Genomic DNA, 15868 nt, shown 5'->3' on the forward strand with positions numbered 1-15868 from the left:
CCGGCTCAGCGACCCGGGCCCCGCGAGAGCGGCTTCGCGACCCGGAACGACAGGTTCAGCGCCCGCGCGATCCCGAAGAAGCGGGTGCGCGACGCGCTCCTGCACTGCTGCGAGTCCGCGGCCCAGCTCCCGGAGCGGGCGATGCGCCACGGCGGCGCGTCCCCGCCAGCGTCGGCGGCCGATTCGAGCTCACCCGACGTCTCCGCCCACGATCTCTCGCCGTTCACGTCGGCGACCCACTCGCGCACGCCGCCCGCCATGTCGCGCACGCCGTAGGGCGAGGTGTCGATCGGAAAAGTCCCGACCGGCTCTGGCTGCGCGAGGAACGGCCGCGACGAGCGCATCAGACAGAACGTCGGGTCGAAGTGATCTCCCCACGGATAGAACCGGCCGTCGGTCCCGCGCGCCGCCTTCTCCCACTCCAGCTCGGTGGGCAGTCGGACCTCGATCCCGTCGCGCTCGCTCCGGAAACGGCAGTAGGCCACGGCGTCGAACCAGTCGATGAGGATGACCGGCAGGTTCCAGAGGTGCCCTTCCTCCGCCGGGAACCGCTTCTGCGCGTCGCCCTCGACCACGCTGGGCAACGGCTCCCAGCCGCCGCTGCTGGCGGGCCGCGCGACGTAGCCCTCGGAGCCGCGCGTCCCGTGCGGCGCGCGCTTGAGGGCGAGATCGAGATCGCGCGTCTCGAGCTCGTTCAGGAACTCGCAATACTCGCGGAAGGTGACGGGGAACTTCGCGATCGCGACGTCAGGGACGTGGAGCTCGGCGCGGCGGAGCGGATCGTACGCGTGCGCGTCGCCGCCGGCGATGAAGGTCCCCCCCGGGATGTACACGAACCCCTCGCCGATCTCTGCGTCGGTGTAGAGGTTCACCTCGACGCGGTGGTGGGTGCCCCGCTTGAGCAGCAGCGGGTAGCGCACGTCCCGACAGCCGGCGCGCTTCAGGATGAAGAGGTAGCTGCCTGGCTTGAGGTGCACCTCGCGGAGCGGGGTGCGGCCGAGCGAGCGCTCGTCGCTCGCCACGAGGATGCGATCCTTCTCGACGTAACGGTACGCGACGACGCTCGCGCCGGGCGGCGACGAGTCGAACGAGAGGACCGAATCGGCGGTGAGCAGCGCGGCGTAGCGGCCCACGTCGAACTCCGCCACGAGCGCCTCGTGGTAGATGCGCGCCGCGTGCTGGTGCTCCTGGTCCGCTCGCACCGCGCGCGACCAGTACAGGTCCGCGAGCCCGGCGCGCGCCTCGACCAGGTCCGGATCGTACGCCAGCGCCTTCGTATAGAGATCGATCGCCTCCGCCGCGGCGCGCGCCTGCTCGCGCTCGACCCCGGCGGCCCTGTCCTCGAGCTGCCACCCGGCCCGCTTGCGCTCGATCGCCTCGTACTCCTTCACGTCCTTGAGCAGCCGCCGCGCCTCCTCGACGAGCCGCTCGCGCTCGCCGTCGAGCCGCCGATCACGCTCGAGCGGGGCCTTGGCGAGCTCGCAGAGTTTGATGGCCTCCTCGCGGCGGCGCATCCGCTCCTTGGCGCCCTCGAGGAACGCCTCCGCCTCCGCCGCGACGCGGTCGGCGGTCGGCGGCCGCTGATCAGGATCCTTCGCGAGCATCGCCACGCAGAGGTCCTCGAGCAGCAGCGGGCAGCTCGGCGAGATCGAGCGCGGCGGCCTGGGGTCACGCGTCTGCGTCGCGAGGATCACGGCGAGGACGGTCTGCGCGTCGAACGGGTGCTCGCCGGTGAGGATCTCGTAGAGCACCACGCCGAGCGCGAAGATGTCCGCGCGGTGATCGATCCGCGCGTGGTCCCCACGGATCTGCTCGGGCGCGATGTAGCCGGGCGTGCCCGAGAGCGCGCTCGCGAGCGCCTCGTGCCGCTTCCGACCGAAGTCCTGCCCGCCCGGGTCGACGGAGATCGGCTCGCTCACCTCCGCCCTCGAGAGCAGCTTCGCGTTGCCCCAGTCGCCCAGGTAGACCTCGCCGTAGTCGCCGAGCAGCACGTTCTCCGGCTTGATGTCGCGGTGGGCGACGCCCCGCCGGTGCGCGTAGGCCAGCGCCCGGGAGATCTGCACGAACGCGCCGATGAGCCGGACGAGCGGCCATTGCCTGCGGAGCTCGGGGTTCGTCAGCACGTTCTGCAGGCTCTGCCGCTTGACGACCCGCATGGAGTAGTAGGGCTGACCGTTCGGCAGCGTGCCGAGGTCATAGACCGGGATGATGTTCGGGTGCTCGAGCTGGGCCGTGATCCGCGCCTCGGTCCGGAAGCGGTTGCCTACCGCGGAGTCCTCCTCGGCCCCTGGCTTCAAGGTCTTCAGCGCGACCACGCGCCCGATCTCCCGGTCGCGCGCCTTCACCACCTTCCCGGCGCCCCCGGCCCCGAGCGCTTCGCCCACCTCGTACCGGGTGCCGCCGGAGTTCACGGCGCGCGTGGCGGACGTCGCGAGCGTCGGGAAATCGGCCCCGACGTCCTCTCCAGGCAGGTCGATCTCCCGCTGCGTGTCGAAGCGCAGCGCGTCCTGGTCCTCGCTCTGCGGCGAGAGGGCGCGCGCGACGGGCGGGCTGCGGCCCTCCTGCGCAAGCAGCTCCGGCAGCGCCGCCAGCTGCTCCGGCGTGAGGATCCCCTCGAAGAGCTCCTGGGGCGTCGACGCGCCGCCGAGGGTCCATCGGCAAGCCATATCCCAAAGGGCGTTGGGCTCGATGAGCCCTCGCGCCACGGCGGCGACGGCCAGGGCACGAGCCTCACGAGTCTGAGCGAGCTTCACTCGAGCGACCTCTCGTCCGAAACGATCTCACCCCGCGACGCGAGGCGGAAGGCCACGCTGAGGCCGTCGAGCGCAAGGCGCCGCGAGCCAGGAGCGCGTGGCGCTCCCGCAAACGATCGAGGGCTGCCGGTGACGCCGTTCCATGCGCATCTCACGAGGCGCCGCACGTCAGTTGCCGTGGCAGGCGAGGCAGGCGACCGCTCTGCTGCCACGCAGGCCCGAGCTGCCCCGTTCGAAGTCGCGGCGCGGCGGGTCTGCAGCGGCGATGGTGGCCCCCGCGTCCCGGTCTTCAGATGGTCTACGTATCGGGAATTCCTGCATTTACCATCGGCAGCTGAGCGCCGCTCAGCGTACGTGGTGTCCCCTCGCCCGCGCAAGAGAGTAGGGCGGAACCGCTCGAGGACCGCGGTCATTTTTCGTCGCAGGTCGCTCGCGCCTCGGACGCCTCCGCGTCGCGCGCGTTTCACGCGTTTCGCGTGTCTCGTATGTCTCGTATGTTTCGCATGTTTCGCACGGTTCGCGTGGTTCGCACGTTTCCGCCGGCCTCGCCCCCTTGTCGTACCGGCCTCAGCGGTCGTCGCCCTGCCATGGCGTCGCGCCGCCGCGCGCGGCGGGATTTCGATCCCTCCGGGGCGCGCGTGGCAGGGCGCGGGCGGCAGCATGGCTGATCCGACGGTCCCGAGGGCTCCAATGTCCCGCTCGTCATGTTCGTCGACGTGCCCGGATTCCTCCCGGGGTTCGACCGGGAATATGGCGGGCTCATCGCTCACGGAGCGAAGCTCCTCTATGCGTTCGCCGAAGCCACCTTGCCCAAGGTGACGGTGATCACCCGCAAGGCATACGGCGGCGCTTACGACGTCATGGCCTCCAAGCACATCCGGGCCGATTACAATCTCGCCTTCCCGACGGCCGAGATCGCGGTCATGGGCGCGGAAGGCGCGGTGAGCATCGTGTCCCGCAGCGAGATCCAGCAAGCGGCCGACCCGGCCGTCGCCCGCGCACGCTTCGTCGACGACTACAAGGCGAAATTCGCCGACCCGTACAGGGCGGCCGAGCTCGGCTTCATAGACGAGTGATCTACCCGCGCATGCTCCGCACTCGACTGGCTCTGGCCCTCGACCTCCTGCGCGACAAGAACCCACCGAAGAAGCACGGAAACATCCCGCTTTAGCAGAATTTTGCGACAGCTGGGAGCCCGCGAGAGCCGTGCTCTGGGAGAGATCAGCGAGCAAACCGCTTAGAGCGCCACGGCAGGTGGGTGCTGGGGCGAGCGACGCCGTTGCGCAGCCGATCCCGAGCGTGTAGAAACGACTTGCGTGGCTGTTTTTCTTTGAACTCCACGCGCGATGCTTCTCTCTGACCGACGATCTGCACAGGTGCACCCGGGGGCCGGTCGCAGGAAAACGGGTGGTTTGGCAGGCATGCCGAGCGTTGGGGGGGCGCCGAGTACACGAATGAAGGGTCGGTTGGGTTCTGTGGAGGTATTGAGCATGAAATCTTGGGTATTCGCTGCGGTTTTGATTTCCGGCTGCGCCCTCGTGGCTTGCGGTGACGACGGCAACACGTCGTCGGGCTCCAGCACCAGCAGCAGCAGCAGCGGGAGCAGCAGCTCTGGCGGCGGCAGCGGCGGCAACGGCGGCAACGGCGGCAATGGCGGCTCCGGCGGCAGCGGCGGCGCCGGCGGAGAAGGAGGCGCGAGCGCCACGAGCACCTCCTCGACGGGTACCCCGACCTGTGATGACACGGAGGACACGTGCGGCCGCGACACGAATACGGGCTGCTACAAGTGCGCCATCGATGGGCCGTGCAAAGAGGTCCGAAAGGCCTGCGTCGACAGCAGCGATTGTATTGACCTGGTGGTGTGTATCGATGGCTGCGCCGAGGAGGAAGACCCGGCCGCGTGCATCGAGACGTGCCGCACGGACAACGCGGCCGGGGTCGCAGCCTACGACGCCCTCCTCACGTGCACTGTTTGCGAGGAGTGCGCCGAAAGCTGCGATGCCGCCGGAGAGCCGGTGTGTGGCTTGTGAGCTTCTGACAACAGCAGCGCATCTCCGAAGGGGGCGCCAGATGGCCGCCCCCTTCGGCCTTTATGCGGGCCGAGCCGCGACGGGCGGCTCGCCCGCGCCAGCCGTCGCGGCTCGGTAGCCGGCGCAGGGCGGCGCGGAGCACGACACCGGCGGCTCGGGAGCAGGACGGGAGGGGTGGCGTGCCAGCGGGGGCGAGGGGCCGGGGGAACGGGGCGGTCCGGGTCCCGAGGGGGGCCGGGAACGCCTCCTGAGGAACCTCGCCCAGTTGGCGCGCCGTAGCCGCCGGCGGAGGCCTCGACCCGGCGCTCCCGGCCAGGGCCTGGCCCAGCGGCAGGCGCGGCCGGTCCGCGGGCCAGGCGGCAGGCGCGGCCGGGCGCCGTCGAGGCAGAGCGGCGGAGACGCGAGGTAGCTCACGCGCTGGCGACCGGCCTGCCTCGGCGATCTCCGGTCCCGGGCCCCCAATCGCGCAGCATACTCCGGGTTGCGCCTTCATGGGCCGGGCAACCCGTGGTAACGCTTGGCGGCGCCGCCGATGTGCGGCATCCGACATGGGAAAGAACCTTCTCGTCATCAATGTGGACATCCGCGAGACACGCGTCGCGCTGATCGAAAACGGGATCATCGCTGAGCTGCATCTCGAGCGGGAGAGCTCCAAGGGGACGCTCGGAAACATCTACCTCGGCAAGGTCAGCCGCGTTTTGCCCGGGATGCAGGCCGCGTTCATCGACGTGGGGCTCGAGCGAGCAGCCTTCCTGCACGTCGAGGACCTCATCCGGCCCGACGATTTCGAGGCGTACCTGGCTGGACACCGCCGGACTGCCGAGCAAGAGCGCGCCTCCTCGCGAGGCCGCGCGGCGCGCGGCAGCGAGGCGCCTGGACCTAACGAAAGCGAGGTGCATGAGCTAGCGGGCGCAGAAGCCGCGCCCGAGAGCCCCGATCTGACACCCGGACGCCACGAGCTCCGGGAAGGAGCGGACTTCGGGGAGGAAGAAGGATTCGAGGCCGGCGGCCCGGTCGACGAAGGGAGCGACGTGCCGATCGAGCTGCCCACGGCGCTCGACGTGCTCGGAAGCCCCTCCGGCCAGGCGTTCGCCGGCGTGGGGCCGATGGTGGCGCTCGACGAGGCCGACGACTCGGAGCCGGAGATCGACGACAGGCACCAGCACGACGGCGCGGACGACGACGACGACGACGAGGAGCTGGTCGCGCCCGGCGGAGGCAGCGACGCCGACGAGGCCAGCGATGAGGCGAGCGCAGAGGAGTCCGGCCCGGACGAGGCGGGCATCGAGGACGACGACGAGCTCGACACGCCCGCCTACGAGGTCGAGCCTGCCTCTCCGCCACCGGAGGATGCCGCGGACGCGTGGAGCGCGGCCGAGGAGCATCCGGAGGCGCTGAGCAACACGGCGGACAGCGGCGAGACGGAAGCGCAGGAGGCGAGCACGTCGGACGAGCCCGCCGTGCACGGCGCCGCCGGCGAGTGGCCGGCCGGACAGGAGGCGAACGCGCCGCCGGTCCCGGAGGCCGCGGCCGCAGCAGCGGCCTCGGGCGATGACGTCCCGCCGGCAGCGCGGGCGCGCAGCGGGCGCGCGCGCGGACGGCGGGAGGCGCGCGTGCGCCGGTCGGGACGGACGCGCGACCGGCGCGCCAACCTCGAGGGCGGCGGCGCCGCGCTCGCGGAGGCGGCCCCCGCGGAAGCACGCGAGGGGCGCGAAGGCCGCGAGGCGCCGCGCGAGGGACGCGAAGGCCGCGAGGCGCCGCGCGAGGGACGCCAAGCCCCGCGCGAAGGCCGTGAGGGCCGAGAAGGGCGCGAGGCGCCGCGCGAGGGCCGGGAAGGGCGCGAAGGGCGCGACCGGGGCGGCAAAGGACAGCAGGGCGGACGCGAGGGGCGCGATCGCGAGCAACGCGGGCGCGAACAGCGGACGCGGGAGCGCGGGCGCGAGCAGTCGCGGGACGGCAAGGGCAAGAGCGCCGCGCGGGGCCAGCAGAGCTCACGCAGCTGGCAGAACGAGCCGCCGCGGATCTCGAAGTCGACGCCGATCCGCGAGGTCGTCCGCGAAGGGCAGGAGGTCATCGTCCAGGTCTCGAAGGAGCCGATCGGGACGAAGGGCGCCCGGGTCACGAGCCACATCTCGCTGCCCGGCCGCTATGTCGTGTACCTGCCGACGGTCGATCACATCGGGATCTCCAAGCGTATCGGCTCGGAGAAAGAGCGATCCCGGCTGCGGGACGCCATCGAGGCGATGAAGCCTCCGCAGGGCGGGCTCATCGTGCGCACGCTCGCCGAGGGCCTCACGAAGAAGCAGCTCAAGGCCGACGTCGGCTACCTCGTGCGCCTCTGGGGCGAGGTGGCGAAGAAGCGGGAGAGCGGCGTGAGGGCGCCGGCGGTGCTCTACACCGAGCTCGACCTCGTGCTGAAGACCGCCCGCGACCTCTTCACCGACGACATCGAGAAGATCGTGATCGACGACCGCGAGGAGTACATCCGGCTGCGGCGCTTCGTCGAGATGTTCATGCCCGAGCGCGCCGACGCGGTGGAGCTCTACGAGGGGACGGAGCCGATCTTCGACGCGTACGGGATCGAGGACGAGATCCAGCGCGCGCTGTCGCGGAAGGTCCCGCTCCCCTCGGGCGGGCACCTGATCATCGACCAGGCCGAGGCGCTCACCGCGATCGACGTGAACACAGGGCGGTTCGTCGGCAAGGGGTCGAAGGATCTCGAGGAGACGATCCTGACCACGAACCTGGAGGCGGTCGAGGAGATCGCCTATCAGCTCCGGTTCCGCAACATCGGCGGGCTCATCATCCTCGACCTCATCGACATGGAGCGCGCCCAGAACCGGGAGAAGGTGCGGCGCCGCCTCGAGGAGCTGCTCTCCAGGGACAAGGCGAAGACCACGCTGAACCGGATCTCCGATCTGGGCCTCATCGAGATGACCCGGAAGCGGACGCGCGAGAGCCTCGGGCGGACGATCCTCGAGCCGTGCTTCTACTGCGACGGGACGGGCCAGCTGCAATCCAAGCAGACGGTCGCCTACGAGATCCTGCGGCAAATACGGCGCGAGCGGATGAACCTGCCCGGCTACTCGGTCGTGGTCAACGCGCACCCGGCCGTGATCGATCTGCTGAAGAACGACGAGCGCATCGCCGTGCAAGAGGCGGAGCGGCTGTTCCAGCGCCGGATCGATCTCGTGCCCCGAAAGGAGTACCACCTCGAGCAGTTCGATCTGCAAGGCAGGTAAGGCGTCATGGTGGACGATCAGGGTTCTCCGGAGAGCAGCGACGCGAAGACGGGACGCAAGGAAGAGCGCGTCACCATCAACAAGGAGTTCGAGTCCTACGACGCGTTCATCAACGAGTACGTGACGAACATCTCGCGGACCGGCGTGTTCGTGCGCTCGAAGACGCCGCTCGCCGTCGGGACGAAGGTGAACCTGCGGTTCACCGTGATCATGGACGACATCGAGACGATCGAGGGCGTCGGCGAGGTCGTGCGCGTGCACGACGATCCGCAGGGGATGGGCGTCGTCTTCACCGAGCTGTCGGGCTACTCGCAGGGGCTCATCGACAAGCTCCTGACCAGCCAAGGGCACCGCACCTCGAAGGGCTAGGCAGAGGGGCGTCGGCGATGTTCACCGGGCTTGTCGAGACGATCGGGGTCCTCCGCCGCCGGAGCGGCGGCGCCGTGGCCCGCGCGCTCGTCGAGGCGAGCCTCGGGCCGCTGACGCTCGGCGAGTCCGTGAGCGTGAACGGCGCCTGCCTCACCGTCGATCGCATCGCGCCCGGCGGGTTCGAGTGCGACATGTCCGCCGAGACCCTCGGCCGCACGACGCTCGGCGCGCTGCCGGTCGGCGCGCGCGTCCACCTCGAGCGCGCGACGCCGCTCGGCGCGCGGATGGGAGGGCACGTGGTGCTGGGCCACGTCGACGGGCTCGGCCGCGTCGCCGAGCACGCGCGGGCCGGCGACGCGATCCGCCTCCGGGTGAGCGCCCCGCCCGAGCTCGCGCCGTACCTCGCTCCCAAGGGCTCGATCGCCGTCGACGGCGCGAGCCTCACGCTCAACGCCGTGTCCACGCCGGGCGCCGCCGAGATCTGGTTCGATGTGATGCTGGTGCCGCACACCATCGGCCGGACTCTCCTCGGAGAGCTCCGCCCCGGCGCGGCCGTCAACCTTGAAGTTGACGTGCTCGCGCGCTACGTGGCGCGGGCGCTCGAGGTCGCATCGCTCGCCAGCGTGAAGGGCCTCTCGAGCCAAGACGCGCGCGGCGGGGAGGCCTCCGCCGAGCGCGGCGAAGAGCGTGGAAATACGGGAGAGCATGCGGATCACGACGAACGACTCCTCGCAAAGCTGCGCGCGGGGGGATTCTGGTGAGGCTCTGTCGACCTCGAGCGGCAGGCTCGACCAGGACATGACCTCCGGGGGCCCGATGCCTCATCGGCTGACCATCGACAAAGCGGTCCTCGACCGGGTGAACACCGCGCTCGATCACATCCGCGCGGGCAAGATGGTGATCCTCGTCGACGACGAGGATCGCGAGAACGAGGGCGATCTCTGCATGGCTGCGGAGGCGGTCACCCCCGAGGCGATCAACTTCATGGCGATGCACGGGCGCGGGCTCATCTGCCTCGCCCTCGACGAGGAGCAGGTCGCGCGCCTCGAGCTGCCGATGATGTCCGCGCCAGGGCGGAGCGGACCGCCGCTCGGCACCGCCTTCACCGTCAGCATCGAGGCGCGCACCGGGGTGACGACGGGGATCAGCGCCGCCGATCGGGCGCACACGATCCGGGTCGCGATCGCGCGCGACGCCGCCCCCGAGGATCTCGTCACGCCGGGGCACGTCTTTCCGCTGAAGGCGCGCCGCGGGGGCGTGCTCGTGCGGACGGGGCAGACCGAGGGGTCCGTCGATCTCGCGCGCCTCGCCGGGCTCCGGCCGGCGGGCGTGATCTGCGAGATCATGAACGACGACGGCAGCATGGCCCGCATGCGGGATCTCGAGGTGTTCGCCGCGAAGCACGGCCTGCTGATCGTGACGGTGGCGGACCTCATCCAGTACCGGCTCCAGACCGAGCGGCTGGTCCGCTGCGTGGGCGAGCGGACGCTGCGGCTCGATCTGACGGGCACGGAGTGGACCGTGTACGTCTACGAGGTGATCAACGAGCAGCGGCAGTTCCTCGCGCTGACCAAGGGCGCGGTCGCGACGACGGAGCCCATCCTGTGCCGCGTGCACTCCGGGTCGACCATCGCGGACCTGTTCAGCTCGACGCCCTTCGACGGCGGCTCGAACCTGCGCGAGGCGCTCCTCTCGATCGAGAGCGCCGGCGTCGGGGTGGTCGTCTACATCCCGTCGCGAGGGGACCTGGGCCGCGAGCTGGAGCTGCTGAAGGGCCCGGGCTCCGATGAGACGCTCCCCGTCGTGAAGACGCAGCAGCCGTGGACGCTGCGGGAGTTCGGCCTCGGCGCGCAGGTCCTCGCGGATCTCGGGGTGCACCAGATCCGGCTCCTCACGAACAGCCAGCCGAAGATCGCAGGGATCACCGGGTACGGGCTCACCGTGATCGAGCGGGTGCCGCTCGTCTCGATGAAGGGCGAAGCCTGACAGACGGGCGCGCTCGTTCGCTGGTAAAAGGGCGCTCGGACGGGATCGCGATCACAGCGATCGCGCACCCCGCGCGGCAGGAGAGAGGAACGGCGGATGGCAGAGCAAGCGGTCGGGCAGGCACAGGCGAGGGTGATCGAAGGGAACCTGGTGGTCCCGCCGGGGGCGCGCTTCGCGCTCGTGGCGAGCCGCTTCAACCACTTCATCGTCGACCGCCTGGTCGAGGGCGCGCTCGACGCCATCGCGCGGCACGGCGGCGCGCTCGGTCGGACGTCGATCGTGCGCGTCCCGGGCGCGTGGGAGATGCCCACCATCGTGGGGAGGCTCGCGCACAAGAAGAGCGTCGACGCGATCATCACCCTGGGCGCCGTGATCCGGGGCTCGACGCCGCATTTCGACTACGTGGCGGCCGAGGTCACGAAGGGGATCGCGACCGTGTCGCTCCAGACCGGGGTGCCGGTCACGTTCGGGGTGCTCACGACCGACTCGATCGAGCAAGCGGTCGAGCGGGCCGGCACGAAGCATGGCAATAAGGGGTGGGAGGCCGCCGTCAGCGCGATCGAGATGCTCGCGCTCGGCGCCGCGCTGGACACCGCTGGCCTGTAAACGAAGGTTCTGAGAGATGGGTGCGCGCTCTACCGGCCGCGAAGCGGCCTTGCAGATGCTGTTCTCGGTGGAAGCTGGTGGAAGCTCGGCGCCCCGCGTCGTCGCGACCTTCTGGCGCGAGACGCCGGGCGATCCCGAGGGACGCGCCTACGCGGACGAGGTGGTGCTCGGCGTCGCCGAGGATCTCGCGGCCGTGGACGAGGCGATCCGGAAGGCGAGCACGAACTGGCGCCTCGAGCGGATGGCGCGCGTCGATCGGAACGTCCTCCGGCTCGGCGCGTGGGAGCTCATGAACCGCCCGGAGGTGCCGCGCGCGGTCATCCTCGACGAGGCGGTCGAGCTCGCCAAGCGCTACGGCAGCGAGGAGAGCGGCGCCTTCGTGAACGGCGTGCTCGACCGGATCGCCGAGAACCTCGGCCGGGTCGATCGAGATCGCTGAGCGTCACGGCGCGCTGTCGCTCAGGCGCGCGCTCACTCACCACTTCAGCCAGGCGACCGTCACGCCATCGCCGCCCTCGCTGGGGCCGCCCGGGCGGAGGCGCGCCACGTAAGGGCTGCCGCGCAGCGCCTCGCGGACGGCGTCGCGCAGGGCGCCCGTGCCGTGCCCGTGGACGAAGAACGTGACCTTGCGGCCCGCGCCGAGCGAGCGGTCGAGGAACTGCTCGGCCATGGCGACCGCCTCGTGCGCGCGCAGGCCGCGCAGATCCACGGTGTTGTCCGCCGTCTGGATGGGGACGTCCGGGTCGGCGGCGGCGTCGAGATCGACACGGCGCTGCGGCGGCGCCGCGGGCGCTGGCGGCGCGCCGGTGCCACGCAGCTCGGCGATCGAGGTCGTGAGCTTGAGCGCGCCGGCGGTGACCCGCAGCTGGCCGCCCGAGAGGACCTCCACCACCTCGGCCTCGGCCCGCAAGCGAGGCACGTAGACGCGGGCGCCGACGCGGATGGTGGCCGGATCGATCGCCGGCCGCGCCTGCGGCTCGTCCTTCGGGCGCAGCTCGAGCTCGCCGCCGATCGACGTCTTCTGCCCCACCGCGTCCATGGCGCGAGCGGCCGCGCGCACGTCCTCCTCGGTGGGCTTGCCGCGCAGGCGCGCCTGCGCCGCCTTGAGGTCCTCGCGCGCGCGCCGCAGGCTGGCGAGCAGCGCCTCCCCCTCCCGCGTGATCACGCCGCGCTCCTTGTCCCGAGCCCGCTCGATCTCCGCCTCCAGCTCCCGCCGCTTCGCGCGGGAGGCGGCCGCCTCGCGCTCGGCGTCCTCGCGCGCGAGCTCGAGCGCGCGGCGCTCGGCGGAGAGCTTCTCGACCATCTGCTCGAAGGTGACCGCCTCCTTCGTGAGGAAGCGCTCGGCCCGCTCCAGCACGGGCCCCGGGATGCCGAACCGCCGCGCGACAGCGAGCGCGCTCGAGGCGCCGGGCACGCCGACGACGAGCCGGAAGGTCGGGCTCATGGTGGCGAGATCGAAGCCGACCGAGGCGTTCTCGAAGCGCTGATCGCCGAGCGCGAGCGCCTTGAGGCCCTCGTAGTGCGTGGTGCTGGCGACGGTGCCCCCGCGCGCGCACAGCGAGTCGAGCACGGCCGCGGCGAGCGCCTCGCCCTCGCGCGGATCGGTGCCGCCGGCGAGCTCGTCGAGCAGGACGAGCGCGCCGGGGCGCGTCTCGCCGAGGATCCGCCCCAGGTTCTTCACGTGGGCGCTGAAGGTCGACAGGTTCTTGTGGAGGTTCTGCTCGTCGCCGACGTCGGTCAGCACGACGTCGAAGAGCGCGACGCGAGAGCCCTCCCTCGCCGCGACCGGCAGGCCCGCGCGGACCATCAGCGCAGCGAGCCCGAGCGTCTTCAGGGCCACGGTCTTGCCCCCGGCGTTCGGTCCGGAGACGATCATCCCGCGCCCTGCGCTCATCGCGAGGTCGCTCGGGACCACCTTCACGCCGTCGAGCGCGAGGAGCGGGTGGCGGCCCCCGATGAGCTCGATGGAGGTCGGCCTCGATCCGCCCTCCGAGGCGCCCCGCCCGGCCCCGAAGGCGTCCTCCGGGACGTCCGGGAAGGTGAGGTCGAGGTCCTCCGCGAGCCGCGCCGCCGCGGCCCGCACGTCGGCGTGGGTCAGCGCGCGGGCGGCGGCCGCGACGCTCTCGACGTCCTCGGCCACGCGGGCGGTGAGCGCAGCGTAAATCGCCAGCTCCTCCCGCGCGACCTCGGCGTCGACCATCTTCATCCGGTTGCCCGTCTCGACGAGCACCCGGGGCTCCACGAACACGGTGGCGCCGCTCGCGCTCGTCGCGTGGACGATGCCGGGGAAGCGCTCGTGCGCGTCGGATCGCACCGGCAGCACGTAGCGCCCGTCGCGCTCCGTCCAGTAGCGGTCCTGGAGGATGTCCTCGTGCTTCTGGATGAGGTCCTCGAGGCGCCGGACGAGCCGCTCGCGCACCGCGCGCCGCTCCGCGCGCAGCGCCTCCAGGCGAGGCGAAGCGCGATCGGCGAGCGTGCCGTCCGGATCGAAGGCCGCCGCGAGCTCGCGCGCGACGGCGTCGAGCTCCGGGTTGGTCGCGCACGCGGCGTAGAGCGCGGGCGCGATCTGACGCCGGTTCTGCAGGTACTGCCGCGACGTCCGCGCGGCCTCGAGGAGGCCGAGCACGGCGCGCAGCTCCTCGTTCGCGAGCGCCGCGCCGATGCGGGCCCGATCGAGCGCGTCCTCGAGCTCCGCGACGTCGCGCGCCGGCACCGGCTCCCCGGCCCGGGCGAGCTCCACCGCCTCGCGCACCTCCGCGAGCGCGGTGAGGGCCTCGGCGCGCGTCGACGCGAACGGCAGGGCCCGGGCCAGCCGCTTCCCGCCCCGAGACGCGCATCGCTCCGCGAGCGCCTCGAGGACGCGATCCCACTCCAGGTCGGCGCGGGTCTTGGTCGGACAGGGGTCTGCGAAGGGCCCTTCGGGGTTGTAGTCCATCACGCTTCGGTCGGATCGCGGGCCACGCCGCCGGCCCCGCTCGGCATCGGGTTCTGCTCCTTCTCGAGGTAGCGGAAGATGGTGCGCGGGTCGACGCCGAGGTCGCGGGCCGTCTGCGTGCGGTTGCCGTTGTTGCGCTCGAGCGCCTCCAGCACGTACCGCCGCTGGAACTCCTCCTTGGCCTTCTCCAGCGGCATGATGGCCGTCTCGGCGCCGGGGCCGAGATCGAGGTCCTCCACGGCGAGGAGCGCCTGGTCGCAGAGGACGAGCGCCTTCTTGATGCGGTTCTCGAGCTGCCGGATGTTGCCCGGCCAGGGGTACTTCTTGATCGCGGAGAGCGCGGCCGGGCTGAAGCCTCGCACGGCGCTGCCGAGCTCGTCGGCGTACTTCGAGAGCAGGACCTTGGCGATGATGAGCACGTCGTCGCCGCGCTCGCGGAGCGGCGGGAGCCACAGGTTCACGACGTTGAGCCGGTAGTAGAGATCCTCCCGGAAATTGCCGGCGCGGATCTCCTCCTCGAGGTTCCTGTTCGTGGCGGCGACGATGCGGATGTCGACCTTCTCGGGCTTCGAGTCGCCGACGCGGAAGACGACCCGCTCCTGGAGGGCGCGGAGGAGCTTCACCTGGAGGTTCAGCGGCAGCTCGCCGATCTCGTCGAGGAACAGCGTGCCCTTGTCGGCGATCTGGAACTTGCCCGGGCGGCTGGCGATGGCGCCGGTGAAGGCGCCCTTCACGTGGCCGAAGAGCTCGCTCTCGATGAGGTTCTCGGGGATCGCGCCGCAGTTGATGGTGATGAAGGGGCCGCCATCGCGCGGGCTGCGCCGGTGCAGCTCCCGCGCGATGAGCTCCTTCCCGGTCCCCGTCTCGCCCGTGATGAGCACGCTGATGTCGGTCGCCGCGACCTTCTGCAGCTTGCGGAACACCTCGAGCATCGAGGGGCAGGCGCCGATGATCTCGCCGAACTTCTTGTCGTGCAGCTCGGCGACGAGCTTGGCCTTGTCGGCCCTGAGCGCGTTCAGGAGCATCGCGTTCTGGAGGATGAGCGAGGCCTGGGACGCGAAGATGCTGAGCAGGTCGAGCTGGGCGCGGTCGAAGAGGTGCTTGATCTTGTCGTTGCCGACGTAGAGCGCGCCGATGATCTGGCCCTGCGACAGGAGCGGCGCGCACATCACGCTGGAGAGCTTCATCGCGATGACGCTGTCGCTCCGCCCGAACTGCGTGTCGGCGAGCGCGTCGGAGACGATTACCGGGCGGCCCGAGACGATGACCTGACGCACGATGCTGTCCGAGATCCCCCCGGCCGCGTCGGTGATCGCCTCCTTGCGGATGTTGCGCGAGGCGCGCACCGCCAGCTTGCGGTCGCCGCCCGCGGCCGGCGCGGCCGGAGCGCCGCCGCAGACCGCCGTGTCGGCCGCCGCCTCCGCCCCCTCGAGGAGCAGGAGGAAGCCCTTGTCGGCGTGCGTCAGCTCGATGACGTCGTCGAGCATCGCCTCGAGGAGCTCGTCGACGTTGCGCCGGTTGATGAGCTTCTCGCTGAAGGCGAACAGCTTGCGGACGCCGGCGAGCTCCGACGAGCCCTGCAGCGGCGCGGGCCGCTCCGCCCCGCCGTCGCCCGCCGGGAGCCGCTCCTGGACGGTCGGCGCCTCGGCGTACATCGAGAAGCCGACCTCGACCGTACCGAGCTGGAGCCGGTCGCCGTGCACCAGGCGGGCGCGCCGCTTCTTCTTGCCGTTGATCGCGATCTCCCCGTCGCGCTCGCATTCCTCCAGCACAAAATCGCGTCCGTCGAACACGATCTGCGCGTGATGGTCCAGCACCCCTGCCCCCGCGACGGCGACGTCGTTTCCGAGCGCCTTGCCGATCGTCGTGACCGGCTTGTGGACGCTGTACAGGCGTGGCGCGCCCTCGGAGGCGAAATACTTCAGGGTCGGCATCGAGGGCAGCATA

Annotated in this window: 10 protein-coding genes and 1 pseudogene; 8 read left to right on the plus strand and 3 right to left on the minus strand. The window is 71.2% G+C overall.

From position 1 onward, the window contains the following. Positions 1-5: 5 nt before the first annotated feature. Positions 6-2666, minus strand: coding sequence for a protein kinase domain-containing protein (locus tag WME79_RS39735; protein WP_437525763.1), 2661 nt, complete (start codon positions 2664-2666; stop codon positions 6-8). A gap of 776 nt (positions 2667-3442) precedes the next feature. Here WME79_RS39735 and WME79_RS39740 point away from each other — a divergent pair. From WME79_RS39740 to nusB, 8 genes and pseudogenes are all read left to right on the plus strand, one after another. After that, positions 3443-3924: pseudogene (locus WME79_RS39740) on the plus strand (carboxyl transferase domain-containing protein); the annotation flags it as partial. Between the two features lie 319 nt (positions 3925-4243). Further along, positions 4244-4783 carry a hypothetical protein gene (locus WME79_RS39745; RefSeq protein ID WP_437525765.1) on the plus strand — a complete coding sequence of 180 codons (540 nt, stop codon included), beginning with the start codon at positions 4244-4246 and terminating at the stop codon, positions 4781-4783. Between the two features lie 548 nt (positions 4784-5331). After that, on the plus strand, positions 5332-8025 hold the full coding sequence (locus WME79_RS39750; protein ID WP_437525767.1) for an Rne/Rng family ribonuclease: 2694 nt from the start codon (positions 5332-5334) through the stop codon (positions 8023-8025). A gap of 6 nt (positions 8026-8031) precedes the next feature. Further along, the gene (locus WME79_RS39755) at positions 8032-8394 is read left to right on the plus strand and encodes a PilZ domain-containing protein (RefSeq protein WP_012239873.1); all 363 of its coding nucleotides are present in this window, start codon (positions 8032-8034) and stop codon (positions 8392-8394) included. Between the two features lie 17 nt (positions 8395-8411). Beyond that, positions 8412-9155, plus strand: coding sequence for a riboflavin synthase (locus WME79_RS39760; protein ID WP_437525770.1), 744 nt, complete (start codon positions 8412-8414; stop codon positions 9153-9155). Positions 9156-9192: 37 nt separating this feature from the next. Further along, the gene (gene ribB / locus WME79_RS39765) at positions 9193-10380 is read left to right on the plus strand and encodes a 3,4-dihydroxy-2-butanone-4-phosphate synthase (protein WP_437525772.1); all 1188 of its coding nucleotides are present in this window, start codon (positions 9193-9195) and stop codon (positions 10378-10380) included. Between the two features lie 96 nt (positions 10381-10476). Next, entirely contained in the window at positions 10477-10986 is a 510-nt protein-coding gene (gene ribH, locus WME79_RS39770) for a 6,7-dimethyl-8-ribityllumazine synthase (protein ID WP_272102824.1), read from the plus strand. 16 nt (positions 10987-11002) lie between these two features. Continuing rightward, on the plus strand, positions 11003-11425 hold the full coding sequence (nusB, locus tag WME79_RS39775; protein ID WP_437525774.1) for a transcription antitermination factor NusB: 423 nt from the start codon (positions 11003-11005) through the stop codon (positions 11423-11425). A 36-nt stretch (positions 11426-11461) separates the two neighbouring features. Here nusB and WME79_RS39780 read toward each other — a convergent pair whose 3' ends face one another. Both WME79_RS39780 and WME79_RS39785 read right to left on the minus strand, forming a co-directional pair. Continuing rightward, a complete protein-coding gene (locus WME79_RS39780; RefSeq protein ID WP_437525776.1) occupies positions 11462-13921 on the minus strand; it encodes an endonuclease MutS2 in 2460 nt (819 codons plus the stop codon). After that, the gene (locus tag WME79_RS39785) at positions 13921-15867 is read right to left on the minus strand and encodes a sigma 54-interacting transcriptional regulator (RefSeq protein ID WP_437525778.1); all 1947 of its coding nucleotides are present in this window, start codon (positions 15865-15867) and stop codon (positions 13921-13923) included. The genes WME79_RS39780 and WME79_RS39785 overlap by 1 nt, the downstream gene beginning before the upstream one ends. Position 15868 lies beyond the last annotated feature (1 nt).

It is taken from the genome of Sorangium sp. So ce726 (assembly GCF_051521405.1).
Lineage (GTDB): Bacteria > Myxococcota_A > Polyangia > Polyangiales > Polyangiaceae > Sorangium.

Bases quoted from the DNA above. Each gene is read 5' to 3' on its own strand.
- WME79_RS39735 (WP_437525763.1), bottom strand. From the start codon at position 2,666: ATGGCTTGCCGATGGACCCTCGGCGGCGCGTCGACGCCCCAGGAGCTC.
- WME79_RS39745 (WP_437525765.1), top strand. From the start codon at position 4,244: ATGAAATCTTGGGTATTCGCTGCGGTTTTGATTTCCGGCTGCGCCCTC.
- WME79_RS39750 (WP_437525767.1), top strand. From the start codon at position 5,332: ATGGGAAAGAACCTTCTCGTCATCAATGTGGACATCCGCGAGACACGC.
- WME79_RS39755 (WP_012239873.1), top strand. From the start codon at position 8,032: ATGGTGGACGATCAGGGTTCTCCGGAGAGCAGCGACGCGAAGACGGGA.
- WME79_RS39760 (WP_437525770.1), top strand. From the start codon at position 8,412: ATGTTCACCGGGCTTGTCGAGACGATCGGGGTCCTCCGCCGCCGGAGC.
- ribB (WP_437525772.1), top strand. From the start codon at position 9,193: ATGACCTCCGGGGGCCCGATGCCTCATCGGCTGACCATCGACAAAGCG.
- ribH (WP_272102824.1), top strand. From the start codon at position 10,477: ATGGCAGAGCAAGCGGTCGGGCAGGCACAGGCGAGGGTGATCGAAGGG.
- nusB (WP_437525774.1), top strand. From the start codon at position 11,003: ATGGGTGCGCGCTCTACCGGCCGCGAAGCGGCCTTGCAGATGCTGTTC.
- WME79_RS39780 (WP_437525776.1), bottom strand. From the start codon at position 13,921: ATGGACTACAACCCCGAAGGGCCCTTCGCAGACCCCTGTCCGACCAAG.
- WME79_RS39785 (WP_437525778.1), bottom strand. From the start codon at position 15,867: ATGCTGCCCTCGATGCCGACCCTGAAGTATTTCGCCTCCGAGGGCGCG.